Annotated in this window: 18 protein-coding genes and 1 pseudogene; 9 read left to right on the forward strand and 10 right to left on the reverse strand. The window is 66.2% G+C overall.

Annotated elements, in window-relative coordinates:
* Window positions 1-20: 20 nt before the first annotated feature.
* A complete protein-coding gene (locus A5791_RS12975; protein ID WP_067236810.1) occupies window positions 21-1175 on the forward strand; it encodes an SRPBCC family protein in 1155 nt (384 codons plus the stop codon).
* Here the strand turns inward: A5791_RS12975 and A5791_RS12980 are convergent.
* The 6 genes from A5791_RS12980 to A5791_RS13005 form a co-directional block, all read right to left on the reverse strand.
* A complete protein-coding gene (locus tag A5791_RS12980; protein WP_067236814.1) occupies window positions 1161-2525 on the reverse strand; it encodes a lipocalin-like domain-containing protein in 1365 nt (454 codons plus the stop codon). The genes A5791_RS12975 and A5791_RS12980 overlap by 15 nt on opposite strands.
* Window positions 2522-2989 carry a MaoC family dehydratase gene (locus A5791_RS12985; protein WP_067236818.1) on the reverse strand — a complete coding sequence of 156 codons (468 nt, stop codon included), beginning with the start codon at window positions 2987-2989 and terminating at the stop codon, window positions 2522-2524. Before A5791_RS12985 ends, A5791_RS12980 begins: the two co-directional genes overlap by 4 nt.
* Window positions 2986-3459 (reverse strand): MaoC family dehydratase N-terminal domain-containing protein, encoded by a 474-nt coding sequence (locus tag A5791_RS12990; RefSeq protein ID WP_067236857.1) that lies wholly within the window; start codon window positions 3457-3459, stop codon window positions 2986-2988. Before A5791_RS12990 ends, A5791_RS12985 begins: the two co-directional genes overlap by 4 nt.
* 77 nt (window positions 3460-3536) lie before the next feature.
* Complete coding sequence (locus tag A5791_RS12995; protein ID WP_067236822.1) at window positions 3537-3962, reverse strand: nuclear transport factor 2 family protein; 426 nt, start codon at window positions 3960-3962, stop codon at window positions 3537-3539.
* Between the two features lie 26 nt (window positions 3963-3988).
* Window positions 3989-5587 (reverse strand): AMP-binding protein, encoded by a 1599-nt coding sequence (locus A5791_RS13000; RefSeq protein ID WP_067236861.1) that lies wholly within the window; start codon window positions 5585-5587, stop codon window positions 3989-3991.
* 13 nt (window positions 5588-5600) lie between these two features.
* Window positions 5601-6728 (reverse strand): aromatic ring-hydroxylating dioxygenase subunit alpha, encoded by a 1128-nt coding sequence (locus tag A5791_RS13005; RefSeq protein WP_197504681.1) that lies wholly within the window; start codon window positions 6726-6728, stop codon window positions 5601-5603.
* A gap of 134 nt (window positions 6729-6862) precedes the next feature.
* Here A5791_RS13005 and A5791_RS13010 point away from each other — a divergent pair, with 134 nt between their 5' ends.
* Window positions 6863-8098: a cytochrome P450 gene (locus A5791_RS13010; protein WP_067236826.1), complete on the forward strand. Its 1236-nt coding sequence runs from the start codon at window positions 6863-6865 to the stop codon at window positions 8096-8098.
* Between the two features lie 55 nt (window positions 8099-8153).
* Here A5791_RS13010 and A5791_RS13015 read toward each other — a convergent pair whose 3' ends face one another.
* Both A5791_RS13015 and A5791_RS13020 read right to left on the reverse strand, forming a co-directional pair.
* A complete protein-coding gene (locus A5791_RS13015) occupies window positions 8154-8345 on the reverse strand; it encodes a ferredoxin (RefSeq protein ID WP_067236866.1) in 192 nt (63 codons plus the stop codon).
* Between the two features lie 173 nt (window positions 8346-8518).
* The gene (locus A5791_RS13020) at window positions 8519-10900 is read right to left on the reverse strand and encodes a CaiB/BaiF CoA-transferase family protein (protein WP_067236830.1); all 2382 of its coding nucleotides are present in this window, start codon (window positions 10898-10900) and stop codon (window positions 8519-8521) included.
* A 122-nt stretch (window positions 10901-11022) separates the two neighbouring features.
* Here A5791_RS13020 and A5791_RS13025 point away from each other — a divergent pair, with 122 nt between their 5' ends.
* Together A5791_RS13025 and A5791_RS13030 are read left to right on the forward strand one after the other, a co-directional pair.
* The gene (locus tag A5791_RS13025) at window positions 11023-11856 is read left to right on the forward strand and encodes a FadR/GntR family transcriptional regulator (protein WP_067236833.1); all 834 of its coding nucleotides are present in this window, start codon (window positions 11023-11025) and stop codon (window positions 11854-11856) included.
* Between the two features lie 10 nt (window positions 11857-11866).
* Window positions 11867-12571, forward strand: a pseudogene (locus A5791_RS13030) (SDR family oxidoreductase); the annotation flags it as partial.
* 5 nt (window positions 12572-12576) lie between these two features.
* On the opposite strand, the gene A5791_RS13035 reads toward A5791_RS13030, so the two are convergent.
* Window positions 12577-13431 (reverse strand): LLM class flavin-dependent oxidoreductase, encoded by an 855-nt coding sequence (locus A5791_RS13035; protein ID WP_067236841.1) that lies wholly within the window; start codon window positions 13429-13431, stop codon window positions 12577-12579.
* Between the two features lie 77 nt (window positions 13432-13508).
* On the opposite strand from A5791_RS13035, the gene A5791_RS13040 reads away from it, so the two are divergent.
* Genes A5791_RS13040 through A5791_RS13060 form a run of 5 tightly spaced genes read left to right on the forward strand, consistent with a single transcriptional unit; the run spans window position 13509 to window position 19261 of the window.
* Window positions 13509-14576: an acyl-CoA dehydrogenase family protein gene (locus A5791_RS13040; RefSeq protein WP_067236846.1), complete on the forward strand. Its 1068-nt coding sequence runs from the start codon at window positions 13509-13511 to the stop codon at window positions 14574-14576.
* A complete protein-coding gene (locus A5791_RS13045; RefSeq protein ID WP_067236847.1) occupies window positions 14573-15679 on the forward strand; it encodes an acyl-CoA dehydrogenase family protein in 1107 nt (368 codons plus the stop codon). The genes A5791_RS13040 and A5791_RS13045 overlap by 4 nt, the downstream gene beginning before the upstream one ends.
* 5 nt (window positions 15680-15684) lie before the next feature.
* Complete coding sequence (locus tag A5791_RS13050) at window positions 15685-16842, forward strand: acyl-CoA dehydrogenase family protein (RefSeq protein WP_067236869.1); 1158 nt, start codon at window positions 15685-15687, stop codon at window positions 16840-16842.
* Entirely contained in the window at window positions 16839-17774 is a 936-nt protein-coding gene (locus tag A5791_RS13055) for an acyl-CoA dehydrogenase family protein (RefSeq protein ID WP_067236850.1), read from the forward strand. The genes A5791_RS13050 and A5791_RS13055 overlap by 4 nt, the downstream gene beginning before the upstream one ends.
* A complete protein-coding gene (locus A5791_RS13060; RefSeq protein WP_067236853.1) occupies window positions 17771-19261 on the forward strand; it encodes a class I adenylate-forming enzyme family protein in 1491 nt (496 codons plus the stop codon). The genes A5791_RS13055 and A5791_RS13060 overlap by 4 nt, the downstream gene beginning before the upstream one ends.
* A gap of 152 nt (window positions 19262-19413) precedes the next feature.
* On the opposite strand, the gene A5791_RS13065 is transcribed toward A5791_RS13060, so the two are convergent.
* The coding region (locus A5791_RS13065; protein WP_197504682.1) for a MinD/ParA family protein at window positions 19414-20270 on the reverse strand (857 nt) is incomplete at its 5' end.

Raw genomic sequence — 20270 nt, forward strand, 5'->3', positions numbered from 1 at the left:
GACTGCACTGGGGACTTCCGATGGATCACGACCAACTCATCGACCTGACCCGACGTGCCTTGAAGCTGGCACGCGACAAAACCACCGATCTGGCGCCCGCGCAACATGCCGTCGACGCGCGCGAGTACACCTCACTCAAGCGGCACGAGCGCGACCGGGCCATGCTGCTGGCCAGCCCGCAACTGGTCGGATACGTCTCGGAGTTGCCTGGCCCGGGCAGCTACTGCACCAAGACGGTGATGGGCCGGTCCGTCCTGCTGACCAGGACAGCCGACGGGTCGGTCAAGGCGTTCGACAATGTCTGTCTGCATCGTCAGTCGCAAGTCGTCACCGGGTGCGGCACCGCGAAGCGGTTCAGCTGCCCCTACCACGCGTGGACGTACGACAACACCGGGCGGCTGGTCGGGCTGCCGGGCCGCGAGGGCTTCCCCGATATGTCGCTGAAGTCCGACGGCCTGACCGAGCTGCCGGCTGTCGAGTTCGCCGGATTCCTTTGGGTGGCACTGGATCCCGGTGCGACCCTGGATATCGCCACGCACCTGGGCCCGCTGGCTGACGAGCTGGACTCATGGGGCATCGGACGGTGGTCTCCGCTGGGCGAGAAGGTGCTGGACTGCCCGATCAACTGGAAGCTGGCAATCGACACTTTCGCGGAGAACTACCACTTTGCCACCGTGCACCGGCAGACCTTTGCCACCATCGCCCGCAGCAACTGCACGGTGTTCGACTCATTCGGCCCGCATCATCGCTTGATCTTTCCGCTGAACGGCATCCTCGAACTGGACAACGTCCCCGAAGATCAGTGGGAGCCATTTCGCAGCATGGTGGTGATCTACGCGTTGTTCCCCAACATCGTGCTGTCCGTGACGATCGCCAACGGCGAGCTGTTTCGGGTCTACCCTGCCGACCGGCCCGGTCGGTCGATCACCGTTCACCAGAATTCGACACCGCTCGACCTGTCCGACGAATCCGTGGCCGCAGGCGCTGCGGCCGTCTTCGAGTACGCGCATGCCACCGTGCGCGACGAGGACTACCGGCTGGTCGAATCGCTGCAGGCCAACCTCGAGTCGGGTGCGCGCGATCGACTGGTGTTCGGACGCAACGAGCCAGGGTTGCAGCATCGCCACATCGCGTGGGAGCAGGCAATAGGGGACGCGGCCTCAGCTGTCGGCTGACTGCGGCTCGGACAGCGCGGTGATCAGATCGTCGAGAATGGTTGCCAGCGCGTCGTTTTGGGGGCTTGCCGTTTTCAGCAGTGCTATCGCCTCACGACGGGATTGGGGGCGGCCTGCCGCCACCAACGGCGCCAGCTGATCCACCAAGGCGAGTAGATCCGTGGCGGGCGGATCGAGATTTTCGGCGGTCGTGGCCAGCACGTCGACGAGCTCCCAGTCCCGGTACAGCGCCAGAGAGCGCTCGTTGAACGCGAAGCCACTCACCGACTCACCCCACATGGTGCCGCGGTATCGATAAGGGCCTTCCATGTATTCGATCGGGAGGGCGTGCGCCGGCGCGGCCACCAGGGGCTCTCCGACGATATCCAGTTCAAGTGTGGGACAGATGATCCGGTGACGATCCGGCAGATACCGGGCTTGCGCCGGCGGACGCAGCAGGGGGCGCACCGAACTCGGCCATTTCACGTAGCTGGTCACCACGACGTCGACGTCTTCGGCGCAGTGCGGCGCCGCCGCGGGGTCGGGTGAGCTCGTCGTGACACCGGTAAACGGTTGCAGTGCATTGCCATTCGTACGGTCGAACTGGCGCCAGATGCTCAAGTCGACGCCGTTGTCGAAATTGATCGTTCGCCATTCGTGGGACCTGGCCCGTGGCGCTCCCCCACTGCCGCCGCCGCCGGCGTACTTCGGAAACCACTGCCGGTCAACGTGACCCGTGGAGCCGGACACGTCCGCCTCCAACTCGCCCCAGCTCAACGTTCCGGTCATGGCCATTCCGGTCTGGAAGTACGAGTACGTGTCTTCCTGTCCGAAGCAGACGATCTTGCCGTTGTAGGTCGACGCGCCGACCGGTGTGGGCGCGCGCGTCGGCGCCACAGCCAGATCCAGCCGCATCGACCTCCCGTCCTGGTCCGTACCCGTCAGGCTGACTTGGTAGGTGTAGGGCACCAATTCGTCGTTGCCGGTTCGGCGGGTGGTCCACGACGCGATGCCCGAGCCACTTCGGTATTCGAGGTCGAGATATCCCGCGGCCATCGAAAGCTTGGGTACGGCTCCGGGTTTCATGTTGGCCGGCGGCATGTCGTAATCCGTATATGTGCCGTACTCGCCGGTGTCCAGGTCGAACAGGGCCAGCGTGTAGAAATCGGCGACTACGGTTCCGCCGGGCCGGTTCTTGTTGAAGATCGTCAGGAACGCAAACGACCGCTCGCTCTCTGTCGCGTCGAGTTGGCCCGCGATGAACCAGGTATCAGACTCTTGATCGGGGTGTTCGCCTTCGGCGGCGGGAAAGTCCAGCAGCGCGTCGCCGGGCACCAACGTGAACGGATAGCTGCGCCAATCGTCAGTCATGCGGGCCCCACCGGGTTGTCGTGAGATCGGGCTAGCTGCAAGGTGAGCTCGACCGGGCAGCACAGCGCGCCATGCTGATTGGTGACGATGATCTGGATGTCGACCAGGTGGCGCGGCGGGTCGACCGAGGTGTCGAGTCGCTTGGCGACCGCCCGGCCGCGGCCGATCATGGTGTCTCCCGCATAGACCGAACCGGCCAGCCGCATAGAGCGGCGCACCACGCGACTGCCGGGGCCGGCCCAGTCGGTCGCAATGCGGTCGGCGAATCCGGCGAGGTGCATGGTGTTGACGTAAATCGTCGGGTTCCCCTGGCCGCGGGCGTACTCGGGGTCGAAATGGCCTGGGAAATAGTCCCAAGTCGCTCCGGCGTTTTCTACAACTCGCCGGTATGTGACCTCCTCGACCACCTCTGGGAGTTGCGCCGGAACCTCGACCTCGTTCCAATCCAGATCGAGGTTCGTCACGACGATCCTCCCGGGGTGAAGCGGAACAACGTATTTCGGCACTTGGCCACCACGACGCCGTCCTGGCGGCGGTAGGTCTCCAGCGTCTCGACGAAATGTCCGGCTCCCAGCCGGGTCCGCTTCTCCGGCGACACCGACACCAATTCCTCGACGACGGTAAGCACGTCGCCCTCGACGATGGGTTCCGAGAACTCGACATCGTTGGCCGCGTTGATGAAAGTGGTACCCGGCAGGGGCACCCGCAGCACCAGGGAGGCCACCGGTGGTCGTCCTTGCGGCTCCCAGGGCGGCGGTATCAGCCACCCCATCAGCAGAGCCGGCGGAGCCAGCAAACCACCCCACGTTTGCCGAGCGTACTCGGCGTCCCAATAGGAACGGTTGCTGTCGCGGACCATCGCGGCGAACAGTTGAATCCGCGCGGCGCTGACCGCAGTTCGCGCGGTTCGCGGTTCGCTCGCCGCACCGACCATGCGCAGCGCGTCGTCATAGGTGCCGAAGGCGAGCTGATAGCCGGCTTGGTCGCTGGAGTTCTGGTTCACGTGCCGCTTCACATGACGAGCGGATGCCGGCTGGGCACCGAATCCCAGGCGAGGGCGCGCGAGGTGAAATACCAGCCGCCACGCTCGTAGATCAGTTCATCCCGGAAGGTCCCGGTGGCCCGCAACGTGGTGTCGCCATATGCCACCGCGAAAAGCACGGCGACACAACGTTGACTGGCGTGCACACCGTCGACCTCAATCTCGTGATCGACGGTGATCAGGCGCTGCCCGTCCCCGCCGTCGAAAGCCGCGCGTAGATCGTGGAACACCTCACCGTCGCGGGTGTAGCTGGCACCGGAGTGACGGAATGTGGCGATCCAGCGGTCCCGGTCGCCGTCGGAGTAGGCCCGATTGTGCCGCGCGTCCAGATCCAGGATGGCGCCGCGGCCGGTTGCGGCCTGGAGCAGCTGTTGTTCCTGATAGCTCATGGTCATCTTTGTTCTCCAGACCTCAATTCGACCTAACGGCTGACGATGTATCCCTGACTTTCCCGATCCCAGACATCCTGCGTTACACCTCGTTTCCGCAATAGATCTTTACGTATCCGCCCGATACCGTTCTTCGGAAGTTCATCGACGGTCTCGACGAATCGCGGCACACAGAAGTAGGGCATCCGGGCGGCGCAGAAATCAAGCAGCTCTGGGTAATTCAGCTCCGCACCGGGGCGCAGCGTCACGACCAGCAGGATGTCATCCTCACCCAACTCGCTGGGTACTCCGACAGCTGCCGCTTCGGCAACGGAGGGGTGGCGCAACACGACGGCTTCCACTTCGACCGAGGAGATGTTCTCGCCGCGCCTGCGCAACGAATCTTTGACGCGATCGACATACGTCAGGTTTTGGTCGTCATCCAGCTTGCCCAGGTCGCCGGTTCGGAACCACTCGTGGTGCGGATGCACTTGCAAGCCCGGCGTGTCACCGGGATTGACGTATCCTTCGCTCATCACGTGCGGGTGTCGGGCCCGACAGGCGATTTCCCCGACGGTTCCGGCAGCCTGGGGGTTGCCGTCCGCGTCGACGATGCGCAGTTCGAAATTCGGGTTGGGGCGACCCGATGTCCCCGGAACTCCCTCGTCGGCAACACTTTTGACGGCAAGAGGAAACGCCTCAGTCATCCCGTACATCGTGACGATGCGGCAGCCGTAGCGCCTTTCGATCTGGCGGTAGGAGTGCGCGTCGATGGGTGCCGCCGAGACGAACCGCAACGGCAGCTGGCCGTCGCGCGGATCGGGCGGCAGGTTCTGCAGCATCGAAACCATTGCCCCTGCGCCGGCGAAACCGACGGCGCGGTGGGCTCGCACGTCGTCCCAGACCGCGGCGGGGTGGAAGGCACCGGCGAGCACCGTCGTCCCGCCGACCAGCATGGGAGCCAGCACGCTGGGCGCCGCGCTGAGATGGAACAGCGGCATCGCGGTCCACAGCACCTCGCCGGGACTGAATTGCCAAGCCTCAGCGACGGTCGCGGCCACGGAGAACAAGTAGTGCCACGAGGTGGCAACCGCTTTCGAGGGTCCGGTGGTGCCCGACGTGAAGAACAGCGCCCCGAGTTCACCGATCTCCCCGACGTGGTCTCGCAGGGGGCGACCGCCCACTCGATCCAGGGCTTGGCCCAGCGAATCATCCTGCACCACAACGTCGGTCACGGTATCCAACCGGTCGGCGACTTCGTCGACGCGGGGGCGTCGCTCGGTGTCGGTGAGGATCACTTTGGCCTTGGACAATCGCAGGGTGTGCAGCAGGAAGTCGCCCTTGTTGGCGGCGTTCACCGCCGCGCTCACCGCGCCGATGCGGGCCGCGCCCAGCCAGAAGTAGATCCAAGCCGGGCAGGTGGTGGTGAACAGTGCTACGGAATCGCCCTTGCCGACACCCCGATCGGTCAGCAGCTCGGCGGCCGCACGGGACCGCTGCCGCATCTGACCGAAGCTCACGTCGGTCCCGTCGATCGACATCATCACGCGGTCGGGATACTGCTCGGCCCGGCGATCCAGCACCGCGGGCACGGTAAAGCTATCGACGCCGAACTCAGAGGGCCCCAAAGGCTGGCGCCGGACGGACGGCATCAAATCTCCCGAATCAGGCTTTGGCGGCCGCCGGGTCGGGCTCACCCTCGGCGGTATAGCCGAAGTCGTTCGGCGCCGGTTGTGTGCCCGGGTAGAAGCGGTGCGCCCAGCGGCGCAGCGCCGCATAGTCGTGCGCTTCCTCGGGCGCCAGGTTCGGCTTCTCCAAGTACTTCATGTTCTCCCACGTGAAGAAGTCCTGTTTGATCACCTCTTGCTGCAGGGCCAGGAACTTGGCGGCGCGGCCGGTCGGCACGTCGCCGGTGTCGCCGGGCTCGCGAACGGAAGCCTGCGTGTAGAAGTAGTCCGTGTAGTCCTCGTCGACCGGGGTCTGCCCGGTGACCTGGACGGTGGCCACCAGCTCACTCGGGAAGCGAACGACGCCCAGCCCCAGCGAGTAGTTGTCGTAGATGATCTTGGCGTCGACGGGCCCGTTGGGCGTCAACCAGGTCTGCGCCCGGCCGCCGCCGAAATGCGCGTTGACGGTGGCGTGCAGGTGATAGCCGGCGACCTCGAACGACGCGGTGGTGGCCGGGTTGGCGGCCTTGTGCACGTACTGGACGTGGTACGGGTCGGCGGCGTTCTCGATGATCATCTGCGCGTGCACCTTGACCCGGTTGACCATCCGGGTGTGCGGGTGCAGCGGGTAATACTCATCGGTTTCCAATTCGGGGAGCACCGGCGGTTGCCAGTACGGCGCCCGGCCGTGACGTTCGTGCCACACCAGGATGAAGCCGTACCACTCGACCGCCGGATAGGTGCGGATGCGGACGTTGTTCTTGCAGCCGATCTTGCTGTATGGGATCAGCGCGTTGGTGCCGTCGCCGCGCCATCGCCAGCCGTGCCACGGGCAGACGATGTTCTCGCCTTCCACAGTGCCGCCGACGCCGAGGTTGGCGCCCAGGTGCTGGCAGTAGGCATCGAGCGCATGCACCTCGCCGGACTCCGTGCGGAACAGCACCAGCTCCTCGCCGAAGTAGTGTGCGCGCTTGACGTGACCGGGGGCCAAGTCGGAGGCGAAGGCGACGATGAACCAGCCCGTCGGGAAGCGGTACTTCGACAGGGCGATACCGGCCGAACCGAATTCCTGTTCCGACGGGTCTGCGGCTGATTCGGAAGCCGAGTCCGACATCGTATGCGTCACGAGCACTCCGTTTCCGACACGGCCGAGCGCAGCTTGGCCGCGGTTCGACGACAAGATCTATTTTTACTATCTTAAGCATTGAACGTCAACGCGGGCCTCTCCTGTCGAGGTCCGACCCGGAAACGAGGTTGGCCATGCCGAGTGTCACTGTGGATCTTTCCGATTTTACGTTGTGGCGCAACGGTTTTCCGGATGAGTTGTTCGCCGAATTACGCCGCACCAGGCCACTTTTCCGGCATGACCTCACCCCCGGCGTCGCCGAGACCGTCGAACGTGAGTTCTGGGTGACGACCAAGCACCGGCACGCGGTGCGCCTGCACCGAGACGTCGAATCGTTCACGGCGGTGGACGGCCCACTCATCCAGCCGGTCGGCATGTTCTCGTCGTACCCGACGATCATCAACATGGACCCGCCGGGGCTGAACAAACGCCGCAAGCTCATCTCGCACGCCTTCAACCCGCGGGCAATCGCCAAGCTAGAGGCCGGAATTCGGGCGCGAGCGGCGCGGATGATCGATGCCCTGCTCGCCAATGGCGGCGGCGACTGGATCGAGGACGTGGCCGACGCGCTGCCGATGACGGTCATCGGCGACATCATCGGCATACCGGAATCCGACCGGCCCCGAATCTTCGATTGCCTGGACCAAATCCTGAAGGCCAATTCGCCGGGAGCGCGGCCGAGCCGGCAGGACTATACCGACCTCTACACCACCATCTTCGGGTACGCGATGGAACTCACCGCGGAAAAGCGGCGCAATCCCGCCGACGATATCTGGAGCACGCTGGCGTCCGCAGTCATCACCGGCGACGACGGTGAGGAGTTCAGGCTGCCCGCCAACGAGCTCGAGTTCTTCTTCTTCGTGCTGGCCTTCGCCGGCAGCGACACCACCAAGAATGCGCTGGCGATCGGGCTTCAGGCGTTTGTCGCGAATCCCGGCCAGATCGACCGCTATCGGGAGCACGAAGCGCTGCGCTCCAGCGCCGTCGAGGAGGTGCTGCGCTGGGCCACACCGGTGGCGTACTGGACGCGCACGGCAAAGGTCGACATCGAAATGGACGGTGTGCACATTCCCGCCGGTGCCCGGGTGGTGTCGATGCTGCGTTCGGCCAACCGCGACGAGGAGGTCTTCGAGTCGCCGTTCACCTTCGACATCGGCCGACAGCCCAACCCGCACGTGGCGTTCGGGGGTGGCGGTCCTCATCATTGCCTGGGCGCCATGCTGGCGCGCGCCGAACTGCGCGCGGTGTTCGACGAGCTGCTGCTGCGGTGCGACGACATTGATGTGGGCCCGGCCAAGGTGTCCTACCCGAATCTGACCACCAATATGTCGATCTACGACGAGATGGCGATATCGCTTACCGCGCGCTGAGTCTGATTGCCCTACTCCTCACTCGCGCCGTCGCGGCGCTCGCCGTCGTAGGGCGTCAGTCGCGTAGCTTCAGCGCGGCCTTGGGGCACTGCTCGACGGCGGCGCGCACGTCGACCTCCCGGTCTGCCGGCACGTCGCCCTCGGCGATCTGCACCACGTCCTCGTCGCCGAGTTCGAAGATGTCCGGGGCGATCGATTCGCAGAAGCCGTTGGCCTCACACAAATCCGGGTCGACGATCACACGCATCAGATGCTCCATACCCTCGAGCAAGTCGCTAACATGCCCAGAGTCTAGGCTCGGCGCCGCTGCTTCGGCGTGCTCGGTAGCGGCCAGGACGCTTCCATCGAGACTGACGGTGGCGCGAAGAAGTACGAGTGACCAGCACGCTACCGTCGATCTCGTCGCGCGAGAACGCTCTTTCAGGCGCCCGCAGGCCGTGTCCCGATCACACCGTCAGCGGCCAGGCGCGCCAGCTCTTCCCCGCTCAGCCCGCACCGATCACGCAGCACCTCGTCATTGTGCTCGCCGAGCCGCGGCGGCGGCCGGTGCAGCCACCTGGTATGGCCGGCGAGCCGGGCAAACGGCGGACAGGGGTATAGACCGGCCCCCGTGCTCGGATGGACGAGCTGTTCGAAGAATCCCCTGTCGCGCAGTTGCGGATTCTCAGTCACCAACGACGGTGAAACCACCGGGGCGGCGGGAATGCCGGCCCCGGCCAGTCGCTCCACCGTCGACTCCAGCGGCTGTCCGGCGAACCAGGCGCGCAGCCACCCGTCGATCTCGTCGGCCCGCGCGTGCCGCGCGACCACGCTGGACAGCCCCTCGTCACACCAGGACGGCCGGCCCATCAGCTCGACCAGCGCGCGCCATTGTCGGTCGTCTTGCACAGTGACCGCGATCCAGTCGTCTTCCGCGCCGGCACACCGGAAGATGTTCTGAATGGCCGGGCCCTGACCACGGTTGCCCCGCCGGCTCAGCGTCACACCGGAGACCTGGTGCTCGATCGGCTGGATCGCGGTGACGTTGAGGACCGTTTCGATCATCGGCAACTCGACTTGCTGACCCGTGCCGGTGCGGTCGGCGAAGTGCAGCGCGGCCAGCACCGCGAACGCGGCGTGCACCCCGGCCAGCGGATCGCAGGCCCCGCGCGGCGTCACCGGCGGATTCTCCGGCAATCCCGTCACCCAGGCCAGTCCGGCCAGCTGTTCCATGGTGGGGGCGAATCCCACCCGCTCACGCCACGGACCGTCCAGCCCGAACGCCGGCATCCGGGCGACGACGAGTTTAGGGTTCACCTGCAGCAGCACCTCGGCGGTGAGCCCGAAGTTGTCCATCACCCGCGGGGAGAAGTTCTCGATCACCACGTCGGCGCCGGCGACCAGCGTCTTGAACAAGCGGCGACCATCGTCGGAGTTCAAATCCAGTGTGACGGAACGCTTGTTGGTGTTCATCGCATGGAACACCCAGCCGTATTCCCACCAGTCGTCGACGTCCTTGCGCATGCCGCCGGAGTAGCGGATCCCGTCCGGCCGCTGGATGGACTCCACCTTGACGACGTCGGCACCGAACGCGGCCAGCACGTGGGTGGCGGCGGGGCCGGCCCAGAAGGCGGTCAGATCGACGATGCGGACACCGTGCAGCGGCAGCCCTCGTGGCGTCGGCTGGCCGTCGTATTCTCTTTTGCGCCAAGGCGATTCGTCGTTGTCGGCGCCGGGTAATGCGGTATCGCCTACCGGCGGGGGCGCGCAGCGCGACATCAGCCACGGCGCCCGAGGCTGGTGGAAGCCGGCGGGGTTGCGGACGAACACGCCACGCTGCGTCACGTAGTCCATGTCGCGGATCGTGGAGCCGTTGCCCAGCGCCGCGATGGGCAGCCGGAAAAGCTGGCCGAGCTCGACGATCTCCTCGACCGTCCGTTCGGCCATCCACGGGCCGATCTGTTCGCGAATGAAATCGCGGTAGGCCCACCGGCCGATCTGGAATTGCAGCTGTTCGATCTCCGCGAACTGCGGGCATCCGACCATCGCGGCGAAGTCGAGCCACTGCTGACCGGTGACCATGGTGATCCCGACGTAGCCGTCTTTGGCCGGTTCGATGGACGGGACTTCGAGAGTGCGGCGGATCGGCGGGACTTGAAGCAGCTGAGAATGCAGCCATTCGCTGCTCTGCATCCAAGTGATCGCTTCGAGCATGGACAGGTCGAGATGCTCGCCGGGGCCGCCTTGCTCGACGCGGCGGCGCACCGCCAGAGCGCCGAACGCGGCGAACACGCCGCCCATGTACTCCCCCAGGTCGCCACCGATCGCTATGGGCGGCCCGGCGGGATCACCCCGAAAGCCGGGCGAGCCCGCCCAGGCCTGCAAGGTGAACTCGCTGGCGGGGCGGTCGACGTACGGACCCGTCGAGCCGAAATCGGAGATGGTCACGACGACGGCACGCGGGCAGTCGGCCAGGAGGCGCTGCGGATCGACACCCAGCGCCGCCGCCTGCGACGGGCCAGCGGTGACCACGACGACGTCGGCGGCGGAAAGTTCGGCGCGGAACCGATCCGAATCCGCGGGACAGGTCAGGCTGCGTTTGCCCGCGTTCAGGTAGCTGAACAACGGCGAGTTACCCGGCGGCGGTACCTGTGATCCGGCGGCCGACCAGCGCCGTAACGAATCCCCTTGCGGCGATTCGATTTTGCGCACTTCGGCGCCCGCGTCCACCAACAGTTTTCCGCAGTAACCACCGGCGATCCGGTCGCTGATCTCGACCACGCGCAATTCGTCAAGCGGCGGATTTCCGGAACCGCGACTCACCCGGCTATTTATATCATTACTGCTAAGATAGCTAAGCCAGCCGACTACGCAGTGGCGATCGCAAGCGCGGCGAAGCCGGGCGCAGCGGGTCGCCACCCATCAATCAAGCATACGAGGATCGGATGACCGCCCTGGGAATTGGCCCTGATGCCCGTCGCCGGCTGTCGGCGCCGCGGATCGCTGAGATCGTAGCCGACGAGCTGCGCCGTCAGATCATCGACGGCGAGCTCGCCGACGGAGATCTGCTGCCACGGCAGGAGGTGCTGGTCGAGCAGTTCAACGTCAGCCTGGTTTCGTTGCGGGAGGCGTTGCGGATCTTGGAGACCGAGGGCTTGGTCTCGGTTCGGCGCGGCAACCGTGGCGGCGCCGTCGTGCATGCACCCGCAAAGACCAGCGCGGCCTACATGCTCGGTTTGCTATTGCAGAGCGAGTCGGTTGCCGTCGCCGACCTGGGTGCGGCGTTGCAGGAACTTGAACCGGCGTGCGCCGCGCTGGCCGCCCAACGGCCGGACCGCGCGGACACCTTGGTGCCCGAACTCAAAGAGATCAACGACTCCATGGCCGAGAACCTGGAAGACGGCCGGCTCTTCACCGAAATCGGCCGTAAATTCCACGATCTCGTCGTCCGCGGCTGCGGAAACCACACCATCATCGCGGTCGTCGGCAGCCTGGAGACGCTGTGGACCAGCCACGAACAGCAGTGGGCCGACGAGAGTTCGGCGCGCGGCACGTACCCGTCGCTGGCCAAGCGCCGCGCGGTACTCAACACTCACATCAAGCTGGCGGAGACGATCGCGGAGGGTGACGTCGACCGGGCCCGCCGGATCGCGTGCCGCCACCTCGCCGACACCCAGACCTATGTGCTGTCCGGCCGGGCTGACCAGCGCATCTATGCGCTATCGCCGCAGGCTCTTTCACGTTCGGGGTCCCGCCCGCGGGATATCCGGCGGCCGTAGCCGCTTGCCCATGCGTACCGCATTGGTGACCGGCGGCAGCGGTGGCATTGGAAAAGCGTGCGGTCGAAAGCTATGTGAGCTCGGCTACGACGTGGTGCTGGTGGCGCGCCGGGAGAACCCGTTGCGCGCGACGGCCGACGAGCTCGGTGCCCGCCATATCGTGGCCGACGCCTCCGATCCGGGCGACTTTTCGAACGCGATAAGTGCTTTGGAGACAATTGATCTCGTCGTGCACGCGGCAGGTGTGCTGGGCGGAACCTACGCCCGCAAGCAGACGTTCGAGCAGTGGCGCACGATCATGGCGGCCAATCTGGACTCCTGCTTCGTGGTGACCTCCGCCGTGCTGCCGCGGATGCGCGCGGGCTCGCGGCTGGTGTTCATCTCGTCGTCCGCGGCGCACGAGCCGATGATGGCGCGCACGGCGTACTCCGCGACGAAGGCGGGCATGAACGCCTTCGCCCGCGCATTAGCGCTCGAGGTCGACCGCGACGGCATCAGCGTCCACATCGTGACCCCCGGTCCGGTGGAAACCGAGATGCTGCAGGACGTTCCCTTCGAGATGTACGCGATCCAGGTGTCCGACGTCGCCGAGGCGGTCGCCTGGCTGGACACCGTCGACCCGTCGGTCGATCTGCCGGAGATCCGGCTGAACGCCGTGCGGCGGGGTCCATACGCACGCCCCCCGATCGTGCCCACCGAGGCGCGCCGGCGCGCGGCAGCTCAACCTCCCGCGGAGCGCGGAAATTCTTTGATGACCGATTCACCGAATTCGGTGAGCGAATCGGGCGCCGCGAAGTCGGCGAACCACACATAGAAACGCTCGACCCGCTGGGCGGCCAGGCCGCTGAAGTGCGCGATCAGCTCTTCGGCGGTGCCGCACACCAACCCCGGCCCCAGCTGACCGAATCGCCGGGTGCTCACCTCGCGAACGGCGTCCGGATCGCTGCCGGAGCGGACGAAGCCCACCGCTTGTTGCACCGAGATCCGGGCCGGTTCGGCGGACGGGGCCAGCCGGGGCAACCGGTCCAGATGGTTCGCCTGCAGGTTCCACCAATCCGCGTATTTGCGAACCAGTTCCATCATTCGGCGTCCGCTGCCGCCCAGGACCAGCGGTATCGGATGCGTGGGCCGCGGAGATTGACTGCTCTCGCCGTCCGCCCAGTACTTTCTGATCAAACCCAGGTTGCGGTGCAGTTGCTGGACCCGGGCAAGCGGATCCTGTTGCCCGACATCGAATCTGGTGAACTCGGCGGGCCAGGATCCGGCTCCCAGACCAAGCTCGAATCTGCCCTCGGAGGCCTCCGACAGGGTGACGGCCTGCTTGGCGAGCACCGCCGGATGCCGGAACGCGTCGCAGAGCACCAGGTGCCCGATCTTCAGCCGATCCGTCTTGGCCGCCACCCACGTCGCGATACCCATTGCCTCCCAGATGTTTTCATCCGGGCGGCCGGGCGCCTCGAGGTGGTCGATACAAGCCAGCCCGTCGAAACCGCTGGCTTCCGCCGCGCGCGCCCGCAGCACGAAGTCGGCCACCGGCAACCGCACCTGCGGCAGAAAGAGATACCACTCGACCATGTGTTTCACCTGTGTCTTGCCGGCGTCCGATTGCGCCCGAGTCGCTAGTTTACTATTTTTATTATGTTAGGGGTCTTATGGATGTTGCACTGACTTCGGAGCAGCTGGCGCTGCGCGACACCGTACGCGACATCCTGCGTACCGAGTGTCCGACGAGCGTCGCACGCCAGGCGATCAGCGACCCGGAAGGCTGGCGCGCGCTGTGGAAGATGGTCGTCGACCTCGGCTGGACGGAACTGGCAGCGCCGGATACCAGTGGTGAGTTCGGGCCCGTCGAGCTGGCAGTGGTGCTCGAGGAATGCGGGGCGGCGATCGCGCCCATACCGTTGCTGAGCAGCGTGGGCATGGCCGCGGGGGTTCTACGGGCCTGCGGCACCGCCTTCGACGGTGTGCTCGCCGACATCGCGAGCGGGGTGGTCGCGACCCTGGCCGTCCACGCTCCCGGTGACCGGCTGCCGGGGGCGCCGATGACGCTGCGCCACAACCGCCTCACCGGACGAGCGGTCGCCGTCCCCAACCTGCAGCGCGCCGAGCTGATCGTCACACTGGCCGGCTCCGACGACGGACCGGTGGCGGCGGTGGTCCGCTGCGGTGACGGGGTGACCATCCAGGCGGGCGAGTCCACCGACCCCACGCAGCCGCTTGCCGACGTCGAGATAGATGCCGCACCGACGACCACGGCCGCCATCGCAGACGTCGAATCGGCCCTGACCGCACCGCTGGTCGCCGCCGCCGCCGACTTGCTCGGGGTGGCGAGTACGGCGTTACACCGTTCCGTCGAACACGCGAAGTCGCGCCGCCAATTCGGAAAGCCGATCGGTTCGTTCCAAGGCATCAAACACGCGCTGGCGGACAACTACGTCAGCATCGAGCGAGCCCGCAGCCTCACTTACGCAGCCGCCGGCCGTCTGGGTGCCGGCGGGACCGGCGCCTGGACCGCCGCGGCCCTGGCGAAGGCCGCCGCCGGCGACGCCGCGACCTACTGTGCGCGCACCGCGGTCCAGGTGCATGGCGCGCTGGGCCAGACCTGGGAGCACGACATCCATCTGTTCGTCCGCCACGCCTGGCAGGGCGCGGCGATGCTGGGCGACAGTCGCGCGCTGTACCACGCCGTCGGCCAACGCTTCGCAGGAGGCGCGGCATGACGGCATTGCTCGAGGAGTTCGCTGCCTGGTTGACCGACTTTCTGCCGAACGACTACTACCAGCAATACCCCAGGTACAGATGGGATCTCGGGCTCCGCCGCGACTATCAGCGGGCCGCGTTCGAAGCCGGCTGGATCCAGCCCACCTGGCCGCGCGAGCACGGCGGCCGATCGCTGGGCTTGCGCGACGCCATGGAAATCCGGCTCGCGGCGGCCATGCGGTCAGCGCCCAAGCTGCCCAATATCGCCGGCCCCAACGTCGCCGCTCCGGGCATCCGCCAGTTCGGCACCCCCGAGCAGATCGACCGTCTGTTGGTTCCGCTGCTGCGAGGTGACGAATGGTGGGCCTTGGGCATGTCGGAGCCGGAAGCCGGATCCGACTTCGCCGGCCTGCGCACCCGCGCCGAGCGCCACAGGGACGTGTTTTTGGTCAACGGCCACAAGATCTGGACCACACAGGCCCACCTGTCGCGGTGGTGCACCCTCTACGCCCGCACCGACCCCGACGCGCCGAAACACCGTGGCATCTCTTGTCTGATCCTCGACTTGCACTCTCCCGGGGTGCGGATCGAACCGATCCGGATGGCGTCGATCTCCGACGAGACGTTCTGCGAAGTCTTTCTCGACGACGTCGAGGTGCCGGTGGACAATCTGCTGGGCCCGTACAACGACGGCTGGCACGTCGCGTTGGCGTCGCTACAGCATGAGCGACAGATGATCTGGATCATGAACTGGGTCGAGATCGAGCGTGGCCTGGACTCGATCCGCGGCGCTTGCGACGCGGATCGAGGCTTCGACAGCTACACCGAATTGGGTTCGCTGCTCGCCGACGCGGAAGCGCTACGGGCTACCGGCTACCGCGCCCTCGGCAATGAACTCGCCGGCCGGCCCAGCCCGGAAGCCGATATTTTGAAGCTTCTCGGATCGGTTACCTTGCAACGGGTTTGGGAGCTGAGCGCGGTCGCCAACGGCCCCCGTTCGGCCGCTGACCCGGACTTGCTCTTCGAACGCCAGGATGCGTTGGCGGCGACCATCTACGGCGGCACGTCCGAAGTCCAGCGCAACATCATCGCCGAGCGGCTGCTCGGGCTGCCGAAGGGGTGACGACGATGGATTACGAACTCGGCGACGACGCGGCCGGTCTGCGCGAGCACCTGCGGCAGTTGATCGCCGACCATATCCCGGCCGATTTCCTGGGCGCCTGCACCGACGATCCGGACGACCTGGCCACCACCGAATCGTTTTGCAAGCTGCTGGCGGCCGAAGGACTGCTGGCCCTGGCCTGGCCGAAAGAGCATGGCGGCGGGGGCGGTTCGATCTGGCAGCAGACCGTACTGCGCGAGGAGATGTGGGCCAACTACGAGCCCCGCGGGCCGCAGTACATGGGCATCAACTGGGTGGGCCCGGCGATCATGCGTTACGGAACCGCCGAGCAGAAGGCCAAGCACCTGTCCGGCATCGCGTCCGGCGAAGTGATCTGGTGCCAAGGATTTTCCGAACCCGAAGCCGGAACGGATCTTGCTTCGTTGCGCACCCGCGCCGTCCCGGACGGCCCCGACGGAACGGGTTGGCGTATCACCGGCCAAAAGGTGTGGACGTCGTACGCCCGGATGGCATCGTGGTGTGTGCTGGCCGCATGTACCCATCCGGATGCGCCGAAGTCGAAGCGGCTCAGCCTGTTTCTGATTCCGATGGATCGCCCCGGGTTCACCGTCCGGGGTATCCCGTCGATGCTGGGCCCGCACCACCTCAACGAGATGTTCCTGGATGGCGTGCAGGCATTTCCCGGCGATGTGCTGGGCGAGCCGGGCGACGGCTGGCGGGTGATGCGCGAGGCGCTGGCCTTCGAACGGGTTGGCATTGCACGCTACGCGCGATGCGAGTCGCTGCTGCACCGGATGCAGGAGCTACTCGGCGATGACTGGGACAAGTTGCCGGAAACCATTCGCGCCCGCTGGGTTCGGGCGCTCGTCGACTTGCGGGTGGCCAGGTTGATGGCTTATCGAGCGGTGTCGCTGCAGGACGACCCGGCGGCGGGTGCGGCCGCCAGCGCCGCCCGCATCGCCACCACCATCTGCGATCAGCAGGTGGCCGAGTTGCTGTTCGACGTGCTGGGGCCCACTGCGCTGGACAGCGGGTCTTCGGCGGCGCTGCACGGAGCGATCGACGACCACTGGCGCTACGCGCAAGCGGCCACCGTGGCGTCGGGAACCATCGAGGTGCAGCGCATGCTGGTGGCACGCGACGTGTTGGGAGAGCACCGGTGAAAACCGAACTGCCGCAAGATATCGCCGACTTCGACGCCGTCGCCGCCAAGCGGCTGGCGCGGTGGGGCGGGCCGCAAGCCGCACTGCGTGCCGAGACCGATGACAGCATCCGGCTCGCCGCACGCGAGGCCCTGAGCGAGCTCGGCGCGTTCGAACTCGACGTCCGGTCGGGGTCTGAGGACCTGCTGGCCGCGGCCGTGCTGTGCCGGGCCGCCGGCGCGACCGCGCTGCCCTATCCGCTTGTCGAGGAGCTGTTGAGCGTTGACGGCGCTCGACTGACCTTGGTGAATCCCAAGGCACCACGCATCGATCACGGCGATCTGCCCGGTGATTGGGTGGCCGCCGACCTCGACGGCAACCGGTATCACCCGCAGCCGGGGTCGCGAACCAACGCCAAACTGGGGCCGTTCCTGGTGCCGGCGACTTTGAGCAGCCCAGCGGGCAGCGTGCCCGTCGCCGACGTTAACCTTCATCTGGTGCTGGGGTCATGGCGGATGTTGGGAGCGGTGCAGCGGTCGCTGGACATCGCGACCGAACACGTGCGGGCGAGGGTTCAGTTCGGTAAGCCGCTGGCGGATTTCCAGGCCGTCAGGTTCGCCGTTGCGGATGCCTCCGTGGCGGTACGCGGGCTTTACGAACTCGCCAAATACACCGTCAGCCGACCGGATTCGACGGCGGAGCAAGTTTGTACGGCCGACGCTCTGGTACTTCGTCTCAAAGCGGCCGACACCGCGCGGCAGGTCCTGCGCACCGCTCATCAATTGCTGGGTGCGCTGGGATTCTGTGACGAGTCCGACGTCAGCGTGCTCGACCGGCACACCCAACCGCTGATCCGGTTGCCGCTGAGCGCCGAGGCACTCAGCCTGCGCCTGATACCCGATGTCCGCGACGGGTCTCTGGAGACGCTGTTCAGTGGGCCGGTAGCGGTATGAGCACCCAGACGGCAGCTTCGATGACGCCCGACCCGCTAGAAGAGGGCGTCCCGTTCGGCACCAAACTGCAGGAACTTGGCGAGCAGCACCGCGACAAGCGGGCGGTGACCGTCGTCGCGCTGAATGGCCATGCCCAGGAGCTGACGTTCGGTGAACTGGACGCCCGCGCCAATCAGTGGGGGCGAGCGCTGGCTGCCCGCGGCGCCGAAACGGGTTCGCTTGTCGCCATTGCGATCCCGAACTCGGTACATCTGGTGCTGGCGACCCTGGGGTGCTGGAAGATCGGTGCGGTGCCGATTCCCATGCACTGGGACCTGCCGGAGTGGGAACGCGACCGGGTGCGCACGGTTATCGACCCCGCCGTGGTGGTCGACGACCAAAGCCGGTGGGAGCTGGATGCGCTGGCGGCCGCCGAACCCGAAACCCCTCTGCCCACAGCGATTTCCCCGACCGCCAACGGGATCTGCAGCAGCGGCTCCACCGGCGTCCCCAAAGTGATTCTCAACCTGGCGCCGTCATTGTGGATACCGCAGCAGGGGGAGCCCTTCCTGTCGAACTGGACGCCGGTGCCCAAGCCGCAGACCATCATGGTGCCCGCGCCGATGTATCACACCAACGGCTTCGCCACCTTCCTCATGCTGTTGGGCGGTGACCACCTCGTCATACTCGAAAAGTTCGACGCCGCACTGTTTGTGGACACGATCGAGCGCTACCGGATCACCAATTTCACCGCCACGCCGACGATGCTGGCACGCGTGGCCGCCCTGCCCGACATCCGGCAGCGCGACCTGTCCAGCATTGTCTTCATCCTGCAGGGCGCGGCCGTGATGCCGCCGTCGTTGCTGCGCACCTGGTTCGAGCTGCTCAGTCCCGAGCAGATCGTGACGGCCTACGGCATGACCGAGAATCTTGGGCTCACCGCACTGCGCGGCGACGAGTGGCTGACCCATCCGGGCAGCGTCGGTCGCGGCTTTCGGGACACCGAGATCCGGATCCTGGACGCCGACAAGAACCCGCTGGGCCCCGGCCAGGACGGCGACGTGTACCTACGCGCGCCGATGAGCGCCGGGTATCGCTATCTGGGTGGGGCGCCGCCGCTGCCGTCGACGGAGGACGGCTTCCGTTCCGCCGGGGATATCGGCCACCTGGACGAAGACGGATACCTCTACATCACCGACCGCCGGGCCGACATGATCATCACCGGGGGCGCGAATGTCTTTCCGGCAGAAGTGGAATCCGCGTTGTCGGGGCATCCCGATATCGCCGACGTCGTCGTCATCGGGCTTTCCGATCCGCAATGGGGGCGCCGGGTGCACGCCGTGGTTCAACCGGCGGGCGGGCTGACCGAGCAACAGGTGATCGAATACGCCAAGAGCCGCCTTGCCCCGTACAAGGTCCCGAAGACGGTCGAATTCGTCGACAAGATTCCGCGTACCGCCGCGACCAAGGTCAATCGCTCGGCGATGATCGCAGCGCGGGAGGGATGAGTGGTTGTCCGGTTGGTTTCAGCCGTCACAGCTGTACCGCCGCGGCGACCAATATCCGAGTTCGCAATCTGCTAGCACCGGCGATAGCGGATTCGTGAGTCGGCTAGTGCCTCTGCTCGCGGTACTCACGTGACTGATGTGAATCGAACGCGCTAACCGCGCGAGATACGTTCTGCGCGTTTGGTGTTCGCGAATCCGTCCGCAATTGACGCGGCCAGCTCCAGGAACGCCTGGCGGGTTCGGCCGGCCATCAGATCCAGGACGATCTCCGACCCCTGGGCCAGGTGGTCGTCGAACGGGATGACGTGAACGGCGCGGATGCGGGTCATGAACTGCGCGGCCAGCCTGTCGAGGTCCACCGACGATTTCCCGGGTCGTGAGGCGCTGATCACGACGGTCGCGTTGGGTACCAGATGCCCACGACCGTGATGTTCCAGCCAGTCCAGCGTCGCCAGAGCGCTGCGGGCGGCATCGATGGCGGGCGAGGCAACCAGCACGATGGCGTCGGCCTCGTCCAGCACGCTTTCCATCGCCGAGTGCACCAGCCCGGTGCCGCAATCGGTGAGGATCAGGTTGTAGAACCGCTGCAGCAGCCGGATCACCACCCGGTAGTCCGCGTCGGAGAACGCCTCCGAGGTCGCCGGATCGCGCTCGGAGGCCAGGATTTCCAGCCGGCTCGTGCTCTGCGAGGTGTGCCTGCGGATGTCGGAGTAGCGAAAGATGTTGTCGTCCAACAGCAGATCCCGCACGGTGGACCGGCTTTGATCGGGCCCCCGCTGGGCTAAGGTGCCGAAGTCGGGGTTGGCGTCGACCGCGATGACGCGATCACCGCGCACTGCCGCGAACGTTGAGCCCAAACCGACGGTCGTGGTGGTCTTGCCGACGCCGCCCTTCATCGACAACACGGCGATGCTGTAGTCGCCGCGCACCGGCTGCGTCACCCGCGCGACCAACCGCTGGCGGGTGTTTTCCTCCTCGGATTCCCTGGGGTTGATGCCGGTGAAACGGT

Origin of the sequence: Mycobacterium sp. 852002-51163_SCH5372311 (assembly GCF_001667115.1) — a bacterium.
Lineage (GTDB): Bacteria > Actinomycetota > Actinomycetes > Mycobacteriales > Mycobacteriaceae > Mycobacterium.